The following is a 17,460-nucleotide window of genomic DNA, read 5'->3' as shown; positions in this document are numbered from 1 at the left end:
TTTAATCTTCTTTTGAGTCCGATTCACTTTCTTGTCGCTCAATTAACTCACGTAACTCATGAATAAATACATTAATATCTTTGAACTGACGATAAACGGAAGCAAAACGCACGTAAGATACTTCGTCAATTTTTGCTAAGCGATCCATTACTTTTTCACCGACATCTTCTGATTTAACTTCCGCAATACCGGCACTTCGTAAGTCTTGTTCAATTGCAAAGACAACATCTTCAAGCTCACTTAATGCAACTGGTCTTTTTTCACATGCACGAATAAGTCCGCGCAACACTTTTTCGCGGCTAAATTCTTCACGCGAGCCGTCCTTTTTCACGACAACTAGCGGCATCTCTTCTACTTTTTCAAATGTGGTGTAGCGAAACCCGCATGATTCGCATTCGCGGCGACGACGAATGGCTTTATTATCATCGACAGGTCGGCTATCAATCACTTTTGTTCCATTGTACTGACAACTTGGACATCTCATAATTTTTCTCTCCTGAATTAAATACTATTTAGTTTATCTATTATAACAAAAAAACGTGTGATGTACCGAACAATCCCTATATTTTTTAAGGGAAATACTACTGAATACAGAACAATAAAAAAACTGTAAGCAAAACGACTTGCACCGTTCTACTTACAGTTTAAATTATTGCGATTAAATTAAGCTTGTACAGCTGCTAATTCACGCGCTACTTTTTGTGTTAAATCTACTACGCGAGTTGAGTAACCCCACTCGTTATCGTACCAAGCAAGTACTTTTACTTTGCGTGTACCCATAACCATAGTTGTTAAACCATCAACTGTTGCTGAAGCTGGGTTTGTATTGAAATCTACAGATACTAAAGGTTCTGTTGTGAAATCTAATACACCTTTTAATGATGTTTGAGAAGCTTCGATGAATGCAGCATTCACTTCTTCAACTGTTACATCTTTGTTTAAGTCTACTACTAAATCTACAAGTGATACATTTGGTGTTGGAACACGTAGAGCCATACCATGTAATTTACCTTGTAATTCAGGTAGTACAAGTGCTAATGCTTTTGCAGCACCTGTTGAAGTTGGAATAATTGATTCCGCACAAGCACGTGCACGACGTAAATCTTTGTGTGGGTTATCAATATTTTTTTGGTCATTTGTATAAGCATGAACTGTTGTCATAAGACCGTTATCAATACCGAACTTGTCATTTAAAACTTTTGCTACAGGAGCAAGGCAGTTAGTTGTACATGAAGCGTTTGAAATAACATCATGTTTTGATAAATCTAATTTGTCATCATTTACACCCATAACGACTGTAATATCTTCATTTTTACCAGGTGCAGTTAAAATAACTTTTTTCGCACCAGCTTCTAGATGTAAAGCAGCTTTGTCGCGTGCGTTAAATTTACCTGTTGCTTCGATTACAATATCCACACCTAGTTCTTTCCAAGGTAATTTTAATGGATCGCGCTCTGATACAAGTTGTACACGTTTACCGTTTACAATTAGTGCACCTTCAACCGCTTCAACAGTACCTTCGAAACGTCCGTGGTTTGTATCGTATTTTACTAAATGAGCTAATGTCTCCGATGGGTAACTCGCATTGATGGCAACGATGTTTAAATCATCTTGAAGTATCGCCTGACGGAACACCATACGTCCGATACGGCCAAATCCGTTAATAGCAATAGAAACTGTCATGAAATATATCCTCCTGTTTTAAAAGAAATTCTTTTAAATGTGTTATTTGAGAATTAGTATAACACATTTATCTGGAAGTAGAACATATTTACACACAAAAACAAAAGTTTTTATTTTCTGACAACTTTTTTCTATCACTTTTTTGATATTCTTTTATGTTTTATACTAAACCCCATTCTTTTAAAATATAGTTCAACTGCTGCTCTGTTTTTTCCAATGTACTTTCATTGTAGATGACCGCATCGGCACCTTCTTCTTTCACAGATAGAGGGAGTTGCGAGCTAATTCGCGCTCGCGCTTCTTCCTCATTCAATTGGTTCCGTTCCATCAAGCGCTCCAGCTGTTTTTCTTCTGATAACGATACCACAAGAATTTTTTCAACAAAGTGTTGTAACTTACTTTCAAACAATAATGGAATATCCATAATAACGACTTCAGCCCCGTTGTTAAGCCATTCATCACGCTGTCTCAACATCTCTTTTCGAATCGCCGGATGAATAATTCCATTTAAAATAGCTCGCTTTGATGGGTCATGAAAAATGAGATCGCCCAATTTCTTTCGATTCAATGAACCATCTTCTAATAAGATTTCTTCTCCAAAAACAGCTACGATTTCTGTCAGTGCTGGCTCCCCTGGTTCTACAACAAGACGTGCTACTTGGTCCGCATCGACAATTGGAAAACGATATTTTTCGAGCATTTTCGCTACTGTACTTTTCCCACTTGCTATACTTCCTGTTAATCCAATAATCATTTTGACATCCCCTATTTTTGACAATTTGGACAGTAATACGAATTCCGTCCTGCTATGATTTTCTGTTCTGAATTAGTATGACACATTGGGCAAATATTCATCCCGTACATTTGTAAACGGTCCTGCATACCGCCTGCTTCACCATTAATATTTCGATAATCTGAGATTGATGACCCACCATATGCGATACTTTCGCTCAAAACTGCAACAATCTCGTCAAATAGCTGTTCTTTCTCCGCCCCGCTTAATTGGGATGTAATTCGTCCCGGATTAATTTTCGTTCGAAATAAAGCTTCCGTTGCATAGATATTGCCACAGCCACATAACACATGTGAATCCATAATGACCGCCTTAATTTCTTTTTTACTGTACTTCGGTAACGCACAATATGTTAAAAAATGGTCTTTCGCAATAGCATCGAATGGCTCAGGTGCTAACGCCATTAATGGCGGATGATCTTCAATCTTTTGTAAGAAGCGCATCTCACCAAAACGACGGATATCTGAATAGATCAGCTTCTTTCCATTATCAAGTGTAAATGTCACATGGGCATGTTTACGGAACTTTTCTTCTGGAATTTCCGATACATCATGTACATCAAAAAATGCACCGCTCATGCCCAAATGATTCACTAACTTATACGTGACACCCGCATACTCTAACGTAAAATAAATATATTTCGAACGACGTGCAACATCTTGAATCGTCATTCCTGTCACAGCTTCTACAAACTCATCCGGCTGCAACCCTTTAATAATACTTTGTTTACCTGCTTCATGGCTTGTATAAATCGTCGGCGAAATTGTCACACGTTCAATCGTTCTACCTGTTACAGTAGGTTGTAGTGAACGTACGACTCCTTCTACTTCTGGTAATTCTGGCATATCATTTCACTTCCTATTTCGCATCGTACCATGTATAACCAGCAGAATAATCTGCTCTCAGCGGCACATCTAACTTCACTGTATTCGCCATCACTTCTGGTACGAGCTTTTCTAAAATTGCAATTTCTTCTTCTGGTGCTTCAAAAATCAATTCATCATGTACTTGCAATAACATTTTCGCCTGTAATTGATGCTCTTTTAAAGCTGCATCCATATCAATCATCGCTTTTTTAATAATATCTGCTGCACTACCTTGAATTGGTGTATTCATCGCTGTACGTTCAGCAAAACTACGTAAATTGAAGTTACTTGACTTTAAATCAGGTAAATAACGTCGACGATTTAATAGCGTTGTGACATAACCTTTTTCTTTTGCCATCTTCACCATATCATCCATATATGTTTTAACACCTGGGAAACTTGCGAAATAACGTTCAATAAACTCTGCTGCTTCTTTTCTCGAGATATCTAAGTTTTGAGATAAACCGTAGTCACTGATTCCATAGACAATCCCAAAGTTAACTGCTTTCGCCGCACGTCGCATAGACGAAGTAACTTCATCTTCTTCTACATGGAATACGTTCATTGCTGTATTCGTATGGATATCTAATCCGTTTAAGAAAGCTTGCATCAAGTTCTCATCTTGTGACATATGCGCGAGTACACGTAACTCAATTTGTGAATAGTCGGCTGCGAATAGTTGCCACCCTTCCGTTTCAGGTACAAAGGCTTTACGAATTTTACGTCCTTCTTCTAAACGAATCGGAATGTTTTGTAAGTTTGGATCAGTTGAACTTAGACGACCTGTTGCAGTTAAAGCTTGTTGATAGCGTGTATGAATCTTATGGTCATCTTCATGAATTTCTTTCATTAACCCTTCAATATAAGTCGATTGTAACTTCCCTAATTGACGGTATTGTAAGATGTGTTCGATAATTTCATGTTCAGGTGCTAGCTTTTCTAAAACATCTGCTGCTGTTGAATAACCGGTTTTTGTCTTTTTTATAACTGGTAATTGAAGTGTTTCAAATAGAACAACACCTAGTTGTTTAGGCGAATTAATATTAAATTTTGTCCCTGCAAGCGTATAAATTGTCGCCTCAATTGCTTGTAGTTTTTCAGTTAATTCTTCGCCCATGTCAGCTAATGTCTCTTTATTAACGCGAATACCACATGTCTCCATCTTCCCGAGAATATGTGCAAGCGGTAGTTCAATATCTGTATATAAATCATATTGTTCATTCTCTTTTAGCTTTGAAAGCAATGGTTCGCGCGTCGTATAAACGGCTAACGCTTGGCGACATACATGTTCTGCTAATACTTCTTCTGATGGTACTGCTCGTTTTGCGCCTTTCCCATAAATAGATTCTTCTGTTTGTACATTTGTATAGTTGTATGCACGTGAAACAGACGCAATATCTTCAGAGGCAAAAGCTGGATCATCAATGTATGCAGCTAGTAATAAATCGAATTCAACACCCTTTAATTCAATTTGATCACGCGCAAACGCAACTTGATGTTTTTTCAAATCAAATACATATTTTTTCTTTGCTTCACCTTGTAAATAAGCTTTTACTTCTTCCGATTGGAGTACATCTTCATATGGCATATAGTAAGCAGCTGTATCCGTAACGAATGCAAGTCCAAGTGCTTTTGACGTATGGTAATGCGCATTCTCCATCTCCAAATGAATGGCCATACCATCTACGAGCTGTTCAGCAGTTAAATTCGAAACAATTTGATGTTCGAGTACGGTTGTTTCCTGTGCTTCCGATTCATATTCGCTTTTTTCAAGTAATGTTTTAAAATCAAGCTCTTGCCATAAAGCGAATAGGGCATCTACATCTGGACCTTCCCAACCAAGTTCATCTACTGTCATTTCAATTGGTGCATTCACTTCAATCGTCGCAAGTTGTTTACTCATTTTCGCTTGTTCTTCATTTGCAACTAACTTCTCTTGTAACTTTGCACCCTTCACTTCACTTACATGCGCATAAATCTCTTCTACTGTTGGGTATTCTTTCAATAGTTTAATTGCTGTTTTTTCTCCTACGCCTGGCACACCTGGAATATTATCAGATGAATCGCCCATAAGACCTTTCATATCAATAATCTGTTCAGGTGTTAAACCATACTTTTCTAAAATATGTGCTGGCGTATAGTGTTCGATATCCGTCATACCTTTACGCGTTATGTAGACGGTTGTTTTGTCTGTTGCCAGCTGTGTTAAGTCTTTATCACCTGAGATAATAACCACTTGCATATCTGCTTCTTCTGCTTGTTTCGCAAGTGTGCCAATGATATCGTCTGCTTCATACATTTCTAATTCATACTGCTTCATATTATAAGCCGATACAAGTTTTCGGACATATGGGAATTGTTCTGATAATTCTGGTGGTGTTTTTTGACGCCCACCTTTATATTCGGTGTACGTACTGTGACGGAACGTTGTTTTCCCTGCATCAAATGCTACAAGCATATGCGTTGGTTGTTCCTCTGCTAGAATTTTTTGTAACATCGTTGTAAACCCATACACTGCATTCGTATGAATCCCTTGATGATTTGTTAATGGGGGTAAAGCAAAAAACGCACGATATGCTAAACTGTTTCCATCTAGCAACAGTAATTTTTTTTGTGTCATTCCCTCACACTCCTGTTCGTATTTTCTTCTTCTCTATTCTATCATGCTATGCAGTCAAAATAAAAAAAACGAAAGGAACTCACCCTTAGGGAAGGTTGAGTTTCTTTCGTATACAAGGGGTCTTTCTTTTTGGATTCATGTTATGAAGGGGGTTTCATGTGTTTAGTATAGCAAGTCGTTATGAAGTTTCTATTAGCCTTTTGTAAATTCCATGTAAATTACGATGCTAACGGAATATAAATACGCATCGTCGTTCCTACACCTTCTTCACTTTTTACAATAATTCGACCATTATGTGCTTCAACTAAATGTTTTACGATTGCAAGCCCTAAACCCGTTCCACCTGAATTACGACTTCTCGCACGATCTACACGGTAGAATCGTTCAAAAATACGCGGAATTTCTGCTTGTTTAATACCAATTCCTTGGTCAGCAATTTCGACTACACCGTATTCACCATGTGTTAGTACTTTTAAATCAATTCGTTTGTCTGGTTTCGAATAGGATACGGCATTCGCAAGTAAATTGACAACAATTTGCGTAAGGCGATTCGCATCTCCAAGTACACGAACCTCTCCTTCTTCTTCTAAATGTACATCCATATTCTTCTCTTCAATTTGAATATGCGCCATTTCCATCGCACTTTTTACAACTGCATTGAAAGAAGTTGGTGCTACATCAACTTTGAATCCTTCTTTTTCAATTTTCGACAGCTCTAATAAGTCTTGTACAAGCATTTGCAGTCGATTACTTTCTTTATACATAATCTCTAAAAACGATAACAATGTTTCTTCATCTTGGTAAGCACCATCTAGAAGTGTTTCTGAGAAGCCTTTAATCGATGTAATCGGCGTTCTTAGCTCATGTGACACATTCGCAACGAAGTCTTTTCGCACTTGTTCTAAGTTCTTCAGTTCCGTAATATCGTGCATGACAATTACAACACCTAGCCAATGACCATGCGCTCCAATAACAGGCGCGCCATACACTTCCATATGTTTAATTTGTTGATGAACGGTTATTTCAATTTGCTTACGATACGGTGTTTCCGTCATAAAAACATGATCGACAAACTCCTCTAAATTTTCATCAACACCAAGTTCTCGAAAAACATGTTTTTTAACGTCATCATGATTTTTATTGAATAACTTTAAAAAACCATCGTTTACAACAGAAATTTCACCTTCACGTCCAATCATAATTAAGGCACTTCCCATATTATTAATAAGGGTTTTGAGACGCTCTTGCTCAATCTCACGAATCATTGTCATATCTTGTAGATTACGCGCTAAAACATTAATCGACTTACTAAGTGCTGTTGTAGCTACATCAGATGATTCGTATGCACGTGCACGGTAATTCCCTTGCGCTAATTCTAAAGCGGTCTGTGTTACATGTTCCACAGATAGCGATAATTTCTTTAACAGTCGATTCGTTGTGAACATGAGTAAGACGAACGCAATAAATAGCACAATAACGAGGATGAGCCAAAAATGCCAGCGTGTTGTAATTAAATCATTTGATAAGAAACTATCTGGAAGTTGCTTCACTAGCTCTTGTTGTTGTTTATCCGTAATCGGAATTTTTTCAGAAGTAAAATAGTCACTTAAATGTTGCTGTGCTTCTTGTAAATTAGAACGCACTGTATTTTCCATATAAACAGGAAAAAGCTGGCCTAATACAAAGCCAAGACCAGCTAAAATTGCGGCATACAAGCACGCAAATGCAATTAATAGGCGTACTTTTAATGTATTCATGACCCTTTAGGCTCCTCAAACTTATAACCTAAACCACGAATCGTTTTAATATATTTCGGTTTACGACTATTTTCTTCGATTTGATCGCGTAAATGGCTAATATGCACGTCTACAATACGTGTATCTCCTGCAAAATCATAATGCCAAACGGCACTTAATAATTGATCTCTCGTTAACACACGGTTTTTATTCTCTAATAGATAAACTAGTAGTTCGAATTCTTTCGGTGTGAATTCAAGCTCTTTATTGTCTAATGATGCTTCAAAACGTTCAGGATATACGCTAAGCGGACCAATATGATACGTTTTTTCAGAGTCAGAAAGTTTTTCTTTCTCATCATTTGTTTGTGCAGATTCTACTACTTTTGAACGTCGTAAGACTGCCTTCACCCGTGCAATGACTTCACGCGGACTGAATGGCTTCGTCATATAGTCGTCTGCACCAAGTTCTAAACCTAATACTTTATCAAATTCATCATCTTTTGCTGTTAACATAATGATTGGTGTATCAATTTTTTGAATGCGTAACTCTTTACACACTTCCATACCATCTCTCTTTGGTAGCATGAGGTCTAGTAAGATCAAGTTTGGACGATGTTCGATTGCTTTTTGAAGCCCTTCTTCACCGTCATTCGCAATCATTACCTCATACCCTGCTTGCTTAAGATTGTACTGTAATAAAGTCGCAATCGATAGTTCATCTTCTACTACTAAGATTGTGTTTGTCATGTTTATGCCTCCGCTAATGTATTGAAACCCCCATTTCAAACATTCGTGCATATAATCTTACAATTTAGGTGGTATAACGTTTACAGTGCCAGATACAACAATCTGTTCTTCGTTATTTTTTCCTTCTACTTGTAAATGTAATTCATTCATTTCTGCATTCTTTACTACTACTTTTAACGATAGATGTAGCGTTTCGTAGTGATGCAATGGTTTAGGATAACGTAGTGAAATAGCTGATATATACGAACCAGGTCCAGGCATGTATTTGGAAATCGCAGATGTTACAATACCCGATAACATAATAACTGGTACAACAGGCTTTTCATATGTAGTAAGTGCTGCATATTCCTGCTGGATATATAGCGGGTTCTGATCATTCGTTAACCCTAAATATAACAATAAATCTTTACTCTCAATATTTTCTGTGATTTGCAGAGATGTGCCAACATCGATTTGATCGAATGTTTTACCCACTTTATAATCTTTGCTTAGTAACACAGAATTCCCCCTTTGTAATCTACCATATATTTATAGTATCAAGAATTGTATGAAAAATCGAGTTGTATTCGTAAAAGAAACAGGACTTTTATAATTTCCAAAATAAAAGAGGAACGCTGCTTCCGCAACATCCCTCTTTTTATATTTATTACACTAGCGCTTTCATTACATCACGAACAGCTTCTGCTGAATAATCGAGCGCTGTTTTTTCTTCTTCTGTTAGTTCAAGTTCATAAATTTTCTCAATTCCATTACTACCAAGTAATGTTGGAACACCTAAATATAAATCTTCATAGCCATACTCACCTTCTAAATAAGCAATAGATGGTAAAATACGACGTTGGTCTTTGATAATCGCTTCTGCCATTTCAACCATAGCAGCGGCTGGTGCATAATAAGCTGACCCATCACCTAATAAATTGACAATCTCTGCTCCACCTGTACGTGTACGGTTGACGATTTCTGTCAGACGTTCTTTTGGAATTAATGTTTCAAGCGGAATCCCCCCAGCAAAAGAGTAACGCGTTAAAGGAACCATTGTATCTCCGTGACCTCCTAATACGAAGCCTGATACATCTTTAACAGATACATTCAATTCTTCTGCTACAAATGCGCGGAAACGGGCTGTATCAAGTACACCCGATTGACCAATTACGCGATTTTTCGGGAAACCTGTTTCTTTAAAAATCGTATATGTCATCGCATCAACAGGGTTTGTTAAAACAATAATGACAGCATTTGGTGCATGTTTTACAATTTCTTTCGCAACAGATTTCATAACACCTTGATTAATTTGAACTAAATCATCGCGACTCATTCCTGGTTTACGTGCTACGCCTGCAGTAACTAGAATCACGTCAGAACCTTCAATACGCGCATAATCTGATGTCCCTGTTACACGTGCATCAAAATTTTGAACTGGTGATGCCTCATACATATCAAGTGCTTTCCCTTTAGTTGGGTTTTCTACTTTCGGAAGATCGACAATTACCACATCTGCTAATTCTTTTTGTGCAATTAAAAATGCAGCCGTTGCTCCTGTATAACCACTACCAATAACAGCAATCTTTTTACGTTTTAAAGACATGTGTAAAACACTCCTCATACTTTTCTTATTTTCGTTGGGTGACGAATACCTTTATTATACTTCATTCCCTCTTTTTATACCCTTCAAAAACGGAAAACAATCGCTAATCCTTTTAGATATGTCACGATTTTGTAAATTACATAAAAAAAGACCCGTTAGAATCAAATGATTCCAACGGGTTATAAAAGCCTTTAAATATTAAAGGTTTTTGATTAGTTCATCAGCGAACTCTGAACATTTCACTTCTGTAGCACCGTCCATTAGACGAGCGAAGTCGTAAGTTACAACTTTAGAAGAGATTGTTTTTTCTACTGAGTTAGTAATTAAGTCAGCAGCTTCTTGCCATCCTAAGTGTTCAAGCATTAATACGCCTGAAAGTAATACTGAAGATGGGTTTACTTTATCTTGACCAGCATATTTCGGAGCAGTACCGTGAGTAGCTTCGAAGATCGCGTGACCAGTTACATAGTTAATGTTAGCTCCTGGAGCGATACCGATACCACCAACTTGTGCAGCAAGTGCATCTGAAATGTAGTCACCGTTTAAGTTCATTGTTGCAACAACGTCGAACTCATTTGGACGAGTAAGGATTTGTTGTAAGAAGATATCAGCGATTGAATCTTTTACAATGATTTTGCCAGCAGCTTCTGCTTCAGCTTGTGCTTTATCAGCAGCTTCTTTACCTTCAGCTTCTACGATTGCATCGTATTGAGCCCAAGTGAATACTTGATCGCCGAATTCGTTAGCAGCTAAATCGTAACCCCATTGTTTGAATCCACCTTCAGTGAATTTCATGATGTTACCTTTGTGTACTAATGTTACAGAAGGTTTTTTGTGTTCGATTGCATAGTTGATTGCAGCACGAACTAAACGCTCTGTACCTTCTTTAGAAACTGGTTTAATACCTAAACCTGAAGTTTCTGGGAAACGAATTTTGTTAACGCCTAATTCATTTTGTAAGAAGTTTAATAGTTTCTTTTGCTCATCTGAACCAGCTTTGTACTCGATACCAGCGTAGATATCTTCAGTGTTTTCACGGAAGATTACCATGTCAACATCTTCTGGTTTTTTAACAGGTGAAGGAACACCGTCAAAGTGACGAACAGGACGTAAGCATACATATAAGTCAAGAGTTTGACGTAATGCTACGTTTAATGAACGGATACCGCCACCGATTGGTGTAGTAAGTGGACCTTTGATTGCGATTAAGTATTCGTTAATTTTGTCTAAAGTTTCTTGTGGTAACCATTCACCTGTTTCGTTGAATGCTTTTTCACCAGCTAAAACTTCTAACCATTCGATTTTCTTTTCACCATTGTAAGCTTTGTTTACTGCAGCGTCGATAACGCGTGAAGCAGCGTGCCAGATATCAGGACCGATACCGTCACCGATGATGAATGGGATTGTTGGATTGTTTGGTACGTTTAAAACACCATTTTCTACTACGATTTTTTCAGACATGAATTGCGCCTCCTACTATATTCATAATCATAGGGCTAGTGCTATAACAGCCCCGCCCTATGACTTTTATATTATAACATAACAATCAAGAAGTCAGTATTATCTTTCTTCAATTGCTACGTATGTTTGCATTCCTGGTCCAACATACTCAGCACGTGGACGGATTAAACGGTTGTTAGCATATTGTTCTAAGATATGAGCTACCCAACCAGAAGTACGAGATACTGCGAATACTGGTGTGAATAGGTCATGTTCGATACCTAAAGAGTCGTAAACTGACGCTGAGAAGAAGTCAACGTTAGCTGGAAGACCTTTTTGAGTTACGATCATGTCATGGATTTTAACTGACATATCATATAATTCTGGTTTACCAGTTAATTTTGTTAATTTTTCAGACATTGCACGTAAGTGTGGTGCACGTGGGTCACCTTTACGGTATACGCGGTGTCCGAAGCCCATGATTTTTTCTTTATTATCTAATTTAGTTTGAATATATGTTTCAACGTTATCAACTGAACCGATTTCGCTTAACATTTTCATAACTTGCTCATTTGCACCACCGTGTAATGGACCTTTAAGAGCGCCGATTGCAGCAGTAACACCAGAGTAAACATCAGATAATGTAGCAACACATACACGTGCAGTGAATGTAGATGCATTTAATTCGTGGTCAGCGTGTAAGATTAAAGCTTTATCGAATGCTTCGATTTCGATTGGAGCTGGCTCTTCACCTTTTAGCATGTATAAGAAGTTTGCAGCGTAACCAAGTTCTGGTTTTGGAGCAATTGGTTCTTGACCGTTACGAACACGTGCAAAAGTTGTAACAACTGTAGCAATTTTCGCTTGTAGACGGATTGCTTTGCGGTAATTCGCTTCTGGTTCCATAACATCTGCTTCATCATCAAAAGTACCTAACATTGATACAGCTGTACGAAGAGCTGCCATTGGATGTACTGTTTTTAGAGGCATAGACTTGAATAATTCAACGATTGCTGAAGGAATTTCCATGTTATCAGCTAATTGTTGTTTTAGTTCAGCTAACTCGTCAGCTTTTGGAAGACGTGTATGCCATAATAAGAAAACTACCTCTTCAAATGTTGCATTGTTTGTTAAGTCATCGATGTTGTAACCTACATAAGTTAATGTGTCATCGATAATCGAACTAATCTTCGTTTCTGCAGCTACGATACCTTCTAAACCTTTAGTTGATGCCATAATATATCTCTCCTTTTTACATTTCTCTTTGTAACCATTCCCTAAAACGAGAAAGGCTACCCCAAAAATATCATATGAACCTATAAGTAAATCGCTTACATAAAACATTATAATCAATTTTGACGGCTTTGTGAATGAAAAGACATCATTTTATGCAAACACCACTTTTTATAGTATTTTCCATACATTAAACAGAAAAATGATGAATTTCAAAGCAGCCAAAAAGGTTCATTTTATCCTAAATTTTACTATTTTTTACTATTTTGTTCTAAATACTCGGCAAAAATCATGTTTTTATGGAAATAAAAGGTACTTTAAAACTTATAACTAAAATCAAGTTGCTACTTTACATCAAGAAAATGACACATAAATATCGTTTTTTTTCCAATCAAAAACGGAAATTAGAGGTCATTTTACCCTTCTAATTTCCGTTTTTTTACTCTTTATGCATCATGCGTGTACACTACTACGTTACTTGTTTGATATTTTTTCTTTAGCCAGCGAATCATCAGAGGTCTTAATGCATGACGAACTGGTTTTAAAATCAATAAGATGCCCAGTAAATCTGATAAGAACCCTGGCAAGATTAATAAAACTCCTGCAACTAAGACGAGAATTCCATCAATTAGCGCAAAACCGGGTGGTTGCCCTTGTCGCATACTTTGTTGAAAAGATTGTTTTGCTTTTAGACCTTCTTTTTTGAGTAAATAAATACCCAAAGCACCTGTTAACAAGATACAAGCAATTGTCCACCATGCACCGATTAACTTACCTGATAGTAAAACGAATGCAATCTCGACAATCGGTACAAGTAATAGTATAAATAAAAATTTACGCATTATTTTTCCTCCTTCAATTGAAGGGCGACGCTATTTTAAAGAATGCTTGAATAGCCGTGATAAATCACACCTGAAGTTGCATCCATTGAAATTTCTTGATCTGATTTAATTAATTTTGTTGCGTCCTTCACTCCTACAATAACAGGAATACCAAGTGATAGTCCAACAACAGCCGCATGAGAAGTTAATCCACCTTCTTCAGTAATCAGCCCTGCACAATTTGCCACTGCTGGCATCATGTCACGATCTGAACCAATTGTGACAATAATACGTCCTGTCGTATCGACTGCATTTGCTTCCTCTGCATCTTTTACAACAATTGCTTGGCCATTCGCAACTGATTTACCGATTCCTTGACCTTTTGTTAAAATATCGCCAATTACATGTACTTTCATTAAGTTTGTTGTACCTGCTTGACCAACTGGTACACCTGCTGTAATGACAACTACATCGCCATACGAGACAAAATGATGTTTTAAACTTTCTTGAACTGCTAATTCTAAAATACCATCTGTGTTACGTACTTTTTGTGCAACGATTGGCATAACACCCCAAACAAGCGCTAGTTTACGCGCAGTAATGTCAGAGGATGTCACCGCTACAACTGCTACACCTGGACGATATTTCGCAATTGTTTTCGCTGTATAACCACTCTCTGTTGGTGCTAAAATCGCAGATACTTGTAAATTAATTGACGTATATGCTACAGATTGTGCGATTGAATCCGTCATACTAATACCTTGTTCCTTACTTTGCGCGCGTACAATTGCTTTATGATCTAATGTATTTTCGATACGCTCTGCAATTTTCGCCATTGTTGCAACAGACTCTACAGGATATAGCCCCGCCGCTGTTTCACCTGAAAGCATGATTGCATCTGTACCATCTAAGATCGCATTTGCTACATCAGATGCTTCAGCACGTGTTGGACGTGGGTTACGTTGCATCGAGTCTAGCATTTGTGTTGCTGTAATAACAGGTTTACCTAGTTTATTACATTTTTTAATTAAACTTTTTTGAACTACTGGTACTTCTTCAGCTGGGATTTCTACACCTAAGTCTCCACGTGCAACCATTAAACCATCTGAAACTTTTAAAATCTCGTCGATGTTATCGACACCTTCTTGATTTTCAATCTTTGGAATGATTTGAATATGACCTGCATCATTCGACTCAAGTAACGTACGAATTTCTAAAACATCTTTTGGACGACGAACGAATGAAGCTGCTATGAAATCAACTTTTTGTTCAATTCCGAATAAAATATCGCTTGCATCTTTCTCCGTAATACCTGGTAACTGTACAGATACGCCTGGTACGTTTACGCCTTTTTTATTTTTAAGTGTTCCTGCATTTTCAACGATTGTATGAATTAATCCTTTTTCTGAATCAATAGATGTTACACGTAATTCGATTAATCCATCGTCTAATAAAATAATCGAGCCTTCTGATACATCCTCAATTAATTTGTCATATGTGATTGAAAAGACTTCTTGGTTACCAAGTACTTCTGTCATTGAAATCGCAATTTTTTGACCTGTAACTAAATCAATTGCATCATTTTCCATTTGGTGCGTGCGAATTTCAGGACCTTTTGTATCCAGTAAAATCGCGACGATTTTATTCATTTCTTCTGCTGCTTCGCGAATTGTTTTGATTCGTTCCGCATGTTCTTCATGACTACCATGTGAAAAGTTTAAACGCGCAACATTCATACCTGATGCAATTAATTTTTTTAATGTTTCTTTTGATTCACTTGCTGGACCAATTGTACAAACAATTTTAGTTTTTCTCATTACACGACCACTCCAATTTTATTAAATCGATAGTTCTTTCGATAACTTGTACATCTCGTTATCAAATTCAGGACTTTCTTCAAACACTTCTTCAAAATCATGTGCGACAATTTCGTGATTACGCATACCAACAGCTTTTCCGCCGTTATTTTGTAATAGTAACTCTACTGCTTTTGCACCCATCTGAGAAGCTAATACACGATCTCTAGCTGTTGGGGAACCGCCTCGTTGAATATGTCCAAGTACAGATACACGTGTTTCAATTCCCATCTCAAGCAATTTCACCTGTAAATCTTGTCCTGACATCACACCTTCTGCCACAATAATAATACTATGTTTTTTACCGCGATCTCGACCACGTTTCAGACGTTCCGCCATATCTTCTAAATCATGCGGCTCTTCTGGTATTAAGATTGTTTCTGCTCCACCTGCTAATCCTGCCCAAAGTGCTAAATCACCTGCGTCTCGTCCCATCACTTCAATAATAAAAGAACGATCATGGGATGTGGCAGTATCACGAATTTTATCAATGGCTTCAATGACCGTGTTAAGCGCTGTATCAAAACCAATCGTATAGTCTGTTCCTGCAATATCATTATCAATTGTTCCTGGAACACCGACACATGGAATTCCTCGCTTTGTTAATGCCTTCGCACCACGATAGGAACCATCACCACCAATGACAACTAAGCCATCAATTTCATGTGCACGTAATTGTTCAATGGCTTTTAATTGTCCCGCTTCTTCTTTGAATTCAAGACAACGTGCTGAATAAAGCATTGTTCCGCCACGTTGGATAATATCACCAACATCACCACGTTCTAATGGCTTTATATTTCCATCAATTAAGCCTTGATATCCATGAAAAATACCAGCAACTTCTAAACCATGATAAATCGCTTTACGTACGACTGCTCGAATTGCGGCATTCATACCAGGTGAATCGCCACCACTCGTTAAGACTCCGATTTTTTTCATGTTTTCCCCTCCTGCAAGTTTTTACACTTTACACAATAGCATAATGAATACAGATTAAGCAGCTATGTGTTGAAAGAATGAGGCTGTTACGATGAATATACTCTATTCTTCGAAACAGCCCTCCTCTTTATTTATACCCTATCATAACTGCTAAATCTTACTTTGGAAATATATTTTACAAATTTTTATTGTTCGAACGAGCCAATCGCACGGAATTTATCATAGCGTTGATTCACTAATTGTTCTTTCGAGAAGTCCTTAAAGTCTTGCAACCCTTGACGAATTGATACTGCGACAAATTCTGCCTGCTCCTCTGGGTTTTTATGTGCCCCACCTAAAACTTCAGGAATAATTTCATCGATTACAGCCATTTCTTTTAAGTTAGGAGCTGTAATTCGCATTGCTTCTGCCGCATCTTTTGCAAGTGAAGCATCCTTCCATAAAATCGATGCCGCACCTTCTGGTGAAATAACTGAGAATGTTGAGTTTTCAAGCATGTAAATGCGATTAGCTACACTAATACCAAGCGCACCACCACTACCGCCTTCTCCAATTACAACAGATAAAACAGGAACAGTTAAACCAGCCATCTCAACCAAGTTGCGGGCAATTGCTTCACTTTGTCCACGTTCTTCAGCTGCTTTACCAGGATAAGCTCCCTTTGTATCAACAAAACAAATAATTGGTCGGTTGAATTTTTCTGCCTGCTTCATTAGGCGAAGTGCTTTACGATAACCTTCTGGATGTGGCATACCAAAATTACGACGAATGTTTTCTTTCGTTGCCTTACCTCGTTGGTGTCCTATGACAGTTACAGCTTGTCCATCAATACTTGCAATTCCACCGATTAAAGCTTCATCATCTCCGTAGTTTCGATCACCATGAAGTTCGATAAAATCATCAAAGATGGCGTGAATGTAATCTAAGCTTGTTGGACGCATAGTGTGACGTGCAATTTGAACACGATCCCAAGGTTCTAAGTTTGAATAAATCTCTTTTTGAAGTGTTTCAAACTTCGTTTCAAGATGCTTAATTTCTTCTGTAAAATCAATGTCAGCGCTCTCCGTTACTGATTTTAACTCAGCAATTTTAGCTTGTAGTTCAATTAATGGTTTTTCAAATGGTAATGTTTGTTCCAT

The 17,460-nt window shown here is 37.6% G+C and carries 15 protein-coding genes; all 15 read right to left on the bottom strand.

The window, feature by feature from the left end:
• Position 1: 1 nt before the first annotated feature.
• Positions 2-484 carry a transcriptional regulator NrdR gene (nrdR, locus tag ACKVQX_RS04290; RefSeq protein WP_068451972.1) on the bottom strand — a complete coding sequence of 161 codons (483 nt, stop codon included), beginning with the start codon at positions 482-484 and terminating at the stop codon, positions 2-4.
• Positions 485-663: 179 nt separating this feature from the next.
• On the bottom strand, positions 664-1,683 hold the full coding sequence (locus ACKVQX_RS04285) for a glyceraldehyde-3-phosphate dehydrogenase (protein WP_068451971.1): 1,020 nt from the start codon (positions 1,681-1,683) through the stop codon (positions 664-666).
• 160 nt (positions 1,684-1,843) lie between these two features.
• The gene (gene coaE, locus ACKVQX_RS04280; protein ID WP_121177877.1) at positions 1,844-2,437 is read right to left on the bottom strand and encodes a dephospho-CoA kinase; all 594 of its coding nucleotides are present in this window, start codon (positions 2,435-2,437) and stop codon (positions 1,844-1,846) included.
• Positions 2,438-2,448: 11 nt separating this feature from the next.
• Positions 2,449-3,321 (bottom strand): bifunctional DNA-formamidopyrimidine glycosylase/DNA-(apurinic or apyrimidinic site) lyase, encoded by an 873-nt coding sequence (mutM, locus tag ACKVQX_RS04275; protein ID WP_068451969.1) that lies wholly within the window; start codon positions 3,319-3,321, stop codon positions 2,449-2,451.
• A gap of 13 nt (positions 3,322-3,334) precedes the next feature.
• Positions 3,335-5,962 (bottom strand): DNA polymerase I, encoded by a 2,628-nt coding sequence (gene polA / locus ACKVQX_RS04270; protein WP_409136048.1) that lies wholly within the window; start codon positions 5,960-5,962, stop codon positions 3,335-3,337.
• A gap of 218 nt (positions 5,963-6,180) precedes the next feature.
• Complete coding sequence (gene pnpS, locus ACKVQX_RS04265) at positions 6,181-7,719, bottom strand: two-component system histidine kinase PnpS (protein WP_068451961.1); 1,539 nt, start codon at positions 7,717-7,719, stop codon at positions 6,181-6,183.
• On the bottom strand, positions 7,716-8,447 hold the full coding sequence (locus ACKVQX_RS04260; protein WP_068451957.1) for a response regulator transcription factor: 732 nt from the start codon (positions 8,445-8,447) through the stop codon (positions 7,716-7,718). The genes pnpS and ACKVQX_RS04260 overlap by 4 nt, the downstream gene beginning before the upstream one ends.
• 57 nt (positions 8,448-8,504) lie before the next feature.
• The gene (locus ACKVQX_RS04255) at positions 8,505-8,945 is read right to left on the bottom strand and encodes a MaoC/PaaZ C-terminal domain-containing protein (protein ID WP_068451954.1); all 441 of its coding nucleotides are present in this window, start codon (positions 8,943-8,945) and stop codon (positions 8,505-8,507) included.
• A gap of 148 nt (positions 8,946-9,093) precedes the next feature.
• A complete protein-coding gene (gene mdh, locus ACKVQX_RS04250; RefSeq protein WP_068451951.1) occupies positions 9,094-10,032 on the bottom strand; it encodes a malate dehydrogenase in 939 nt (312 codons plus the stop codon).
• 198 nt (positions 10,033-10,230) lie between these two features.
• Complete coding sequence (gene icd / locus ACKVQX_RS04245) at positions 10,231-11,493, bottom strand: NADP-dependent isocitrate dehydrogenase (RefSeq protein WP_087680402.1); 1,263 nt, start codon at positions 11,491-11,493, stop codon at positions 10,231-10,233.
• A 99-nt stretch (positions 11,494-11,592) separates the two neighbouring features.
• Positions 11,593-12,708, bottom strand: coding sequence for a citrate synthase (gene citZ, locus ACKVQX_RS04240; RefSeq protein WP_068451942.1), 1,116 nt, complete (start codon positions 12,706-12,708; stop codon positions 11,593-11,595).
• Positions 12,709-13,151: 443 nt separating this feature from the next.
• Positions 13,152-13,547, bottom strand: coding sequence for an FxsA family protein (locus ACKVQX_RS04235; protein ID WP_068451939.1), 396 nt, complete (start codon positions 13,545-13,547; stop codon positions 13,152-13,154).
• Between the two features lie 35 nt (positions 13,548-13,582).
• Complete coding sequence (gene pyk, locus ACKVQX_RS04230) at positions 13,583-15,343, bottom strand: pyruvate kinase (protein ID WP_068451935.1); 1,761 nt, start codon at positions 15,341-15,343, stop codon at positions 13,583-13,585.
• 21 nt (positions 15,344-15,364) lie between these two features.
• The gene (gene pfkA, locus ACKVQX_RS04225; protein WP_068451933.1) at positions 15,365-16,321 is read right to left on the bottom strand and encodes a 6-phosphofructokinase; all 957 of its coding nucleotides are present in this window, start codon (positions 16,319-16,321) and stop codon (positions 15,365-15,367) included.
• Between the two features lie 185 nt (positions 16,322-16,506).
• Positions 16,507-17,460, bottom strand: coding sequence for an acetyl-CoA carboxylase carboxyl transferase subunit alpha (accA, locus tag ACKVQX_RS04220; RefSeq protein WP_068451930.1), 954 nt, complete (start codon positions 17,458-17,460; stop codon positions 16,507-16,509).

This window comes from Kurthia sp. ISK08 (assembly GCF_046159805.1).
Lineage (GTDB): Bacteria > Bacillota > Bacilli > Bacillales_A > Planococcaceae > Kurthia > Kurthia gibsonii.
The sequence above is the reverse complement of the archived record's forward strand: the minus strand, read 5'-3'. Positions and strand labels throughout refer to the sequence as shown.

Excerpts from the sequence above, each read along its gene's own strand:
- nrdR (WP_068451972.1), bottom strand. The coding sequence starts at position 484 with ATGAGATGTCCAAGTTGTCAGTACAATGGAACAAAAGTGATTGATAGC.
- polA (WP_409136048.1), bottom strand. The coding sequence starts at position 5,962 with ATGACACAAAAAAAATTACTGTTGCTAGATGGAAACAGTTTAGCATAT.
- pnpS (WP_068451961.1), bottom strand. The coding sequence starts at position 7,719 with ATGAATACATTAAAAGTACGCCTATTAATTGCATTTGCGTGCTTGTAT.
- ACKVQX_RS04235 (WP_068451939.1), bottom strand. The coding sequence starts at position 13,547 with ATGCGTAAATTTTTATTTATACTATTACTTGTACCGATTGTCGAGATT.
- mutM (WP_068451969.1), bottom strand. The coding sequence starts at position 3,321 with ATGCCAGAATTACCAGAAGTAGAAGGAGTCGTACGTTCACTACAACCT.
- accA (WP_068451930.1), bottom strand. The coding sequence starts at position 17,460 with ATGGAACAAACATTACCATTTGAAAAACCATTAATTGAACTACAAGCT.
- ACKVQX_RS04285 (WP_068451971.1), bottom strand. The coding sequence starts at position 1,683 with ATGACAGTTTCTATTGCTATTAACGGATTTGGCCGTATCGGACGTATG.
- pyk (WP_068451935.1), bottom strand. The coding sequence starts at position 15,343 with ATGAGAAAAACTAAAATTGTTTGTACAATTGGTCCAGCAAGTGAATCA.
- ACKVQX_RS04260 (WP_068451957.1), bottom strand. The coding sequence starts at position 8,447 with ATGACAAACACAATCTTAGTAGTAGAAGATGAACTATCGATTGCGACT.
- pfkA (WP_068451933.1), bottom strand. The coding sequence starts at position 16,321 with ATGAAAAAAATCGGAGTCTTAACGAGTGGTGGCGATTCACCTGGTATG.
- citZ (WP_068451942.1), bottom strand. The coding sequence starts at position 12,708 with ATGGCATCAACTAAAGGTTTAGAAGGTATCGTAGCTGCAGAAACGAAG.
- coaE (WP_121177877.1), bottom strand. The coding sequence starts at position 2,437 with ATGATTATTGGATTAACAGGAAGTATAGCAAGTGGGAAAAGTACAGTA.
- mdh (WP_068451951.1), bottom strand. The coding sequence starts at position 10,032 with ATGTCTTTAAAACGTAAAAAGATTGCTGTTATTGGTAGTGGTTATACA.
- icd (WP_087680402.1), bottom strand. The coding sequence starts at position 11,493 with ATGTCTGAAAAAATCGTAGTAGAAAATGGTGTTTTAAACGTACCAAAC.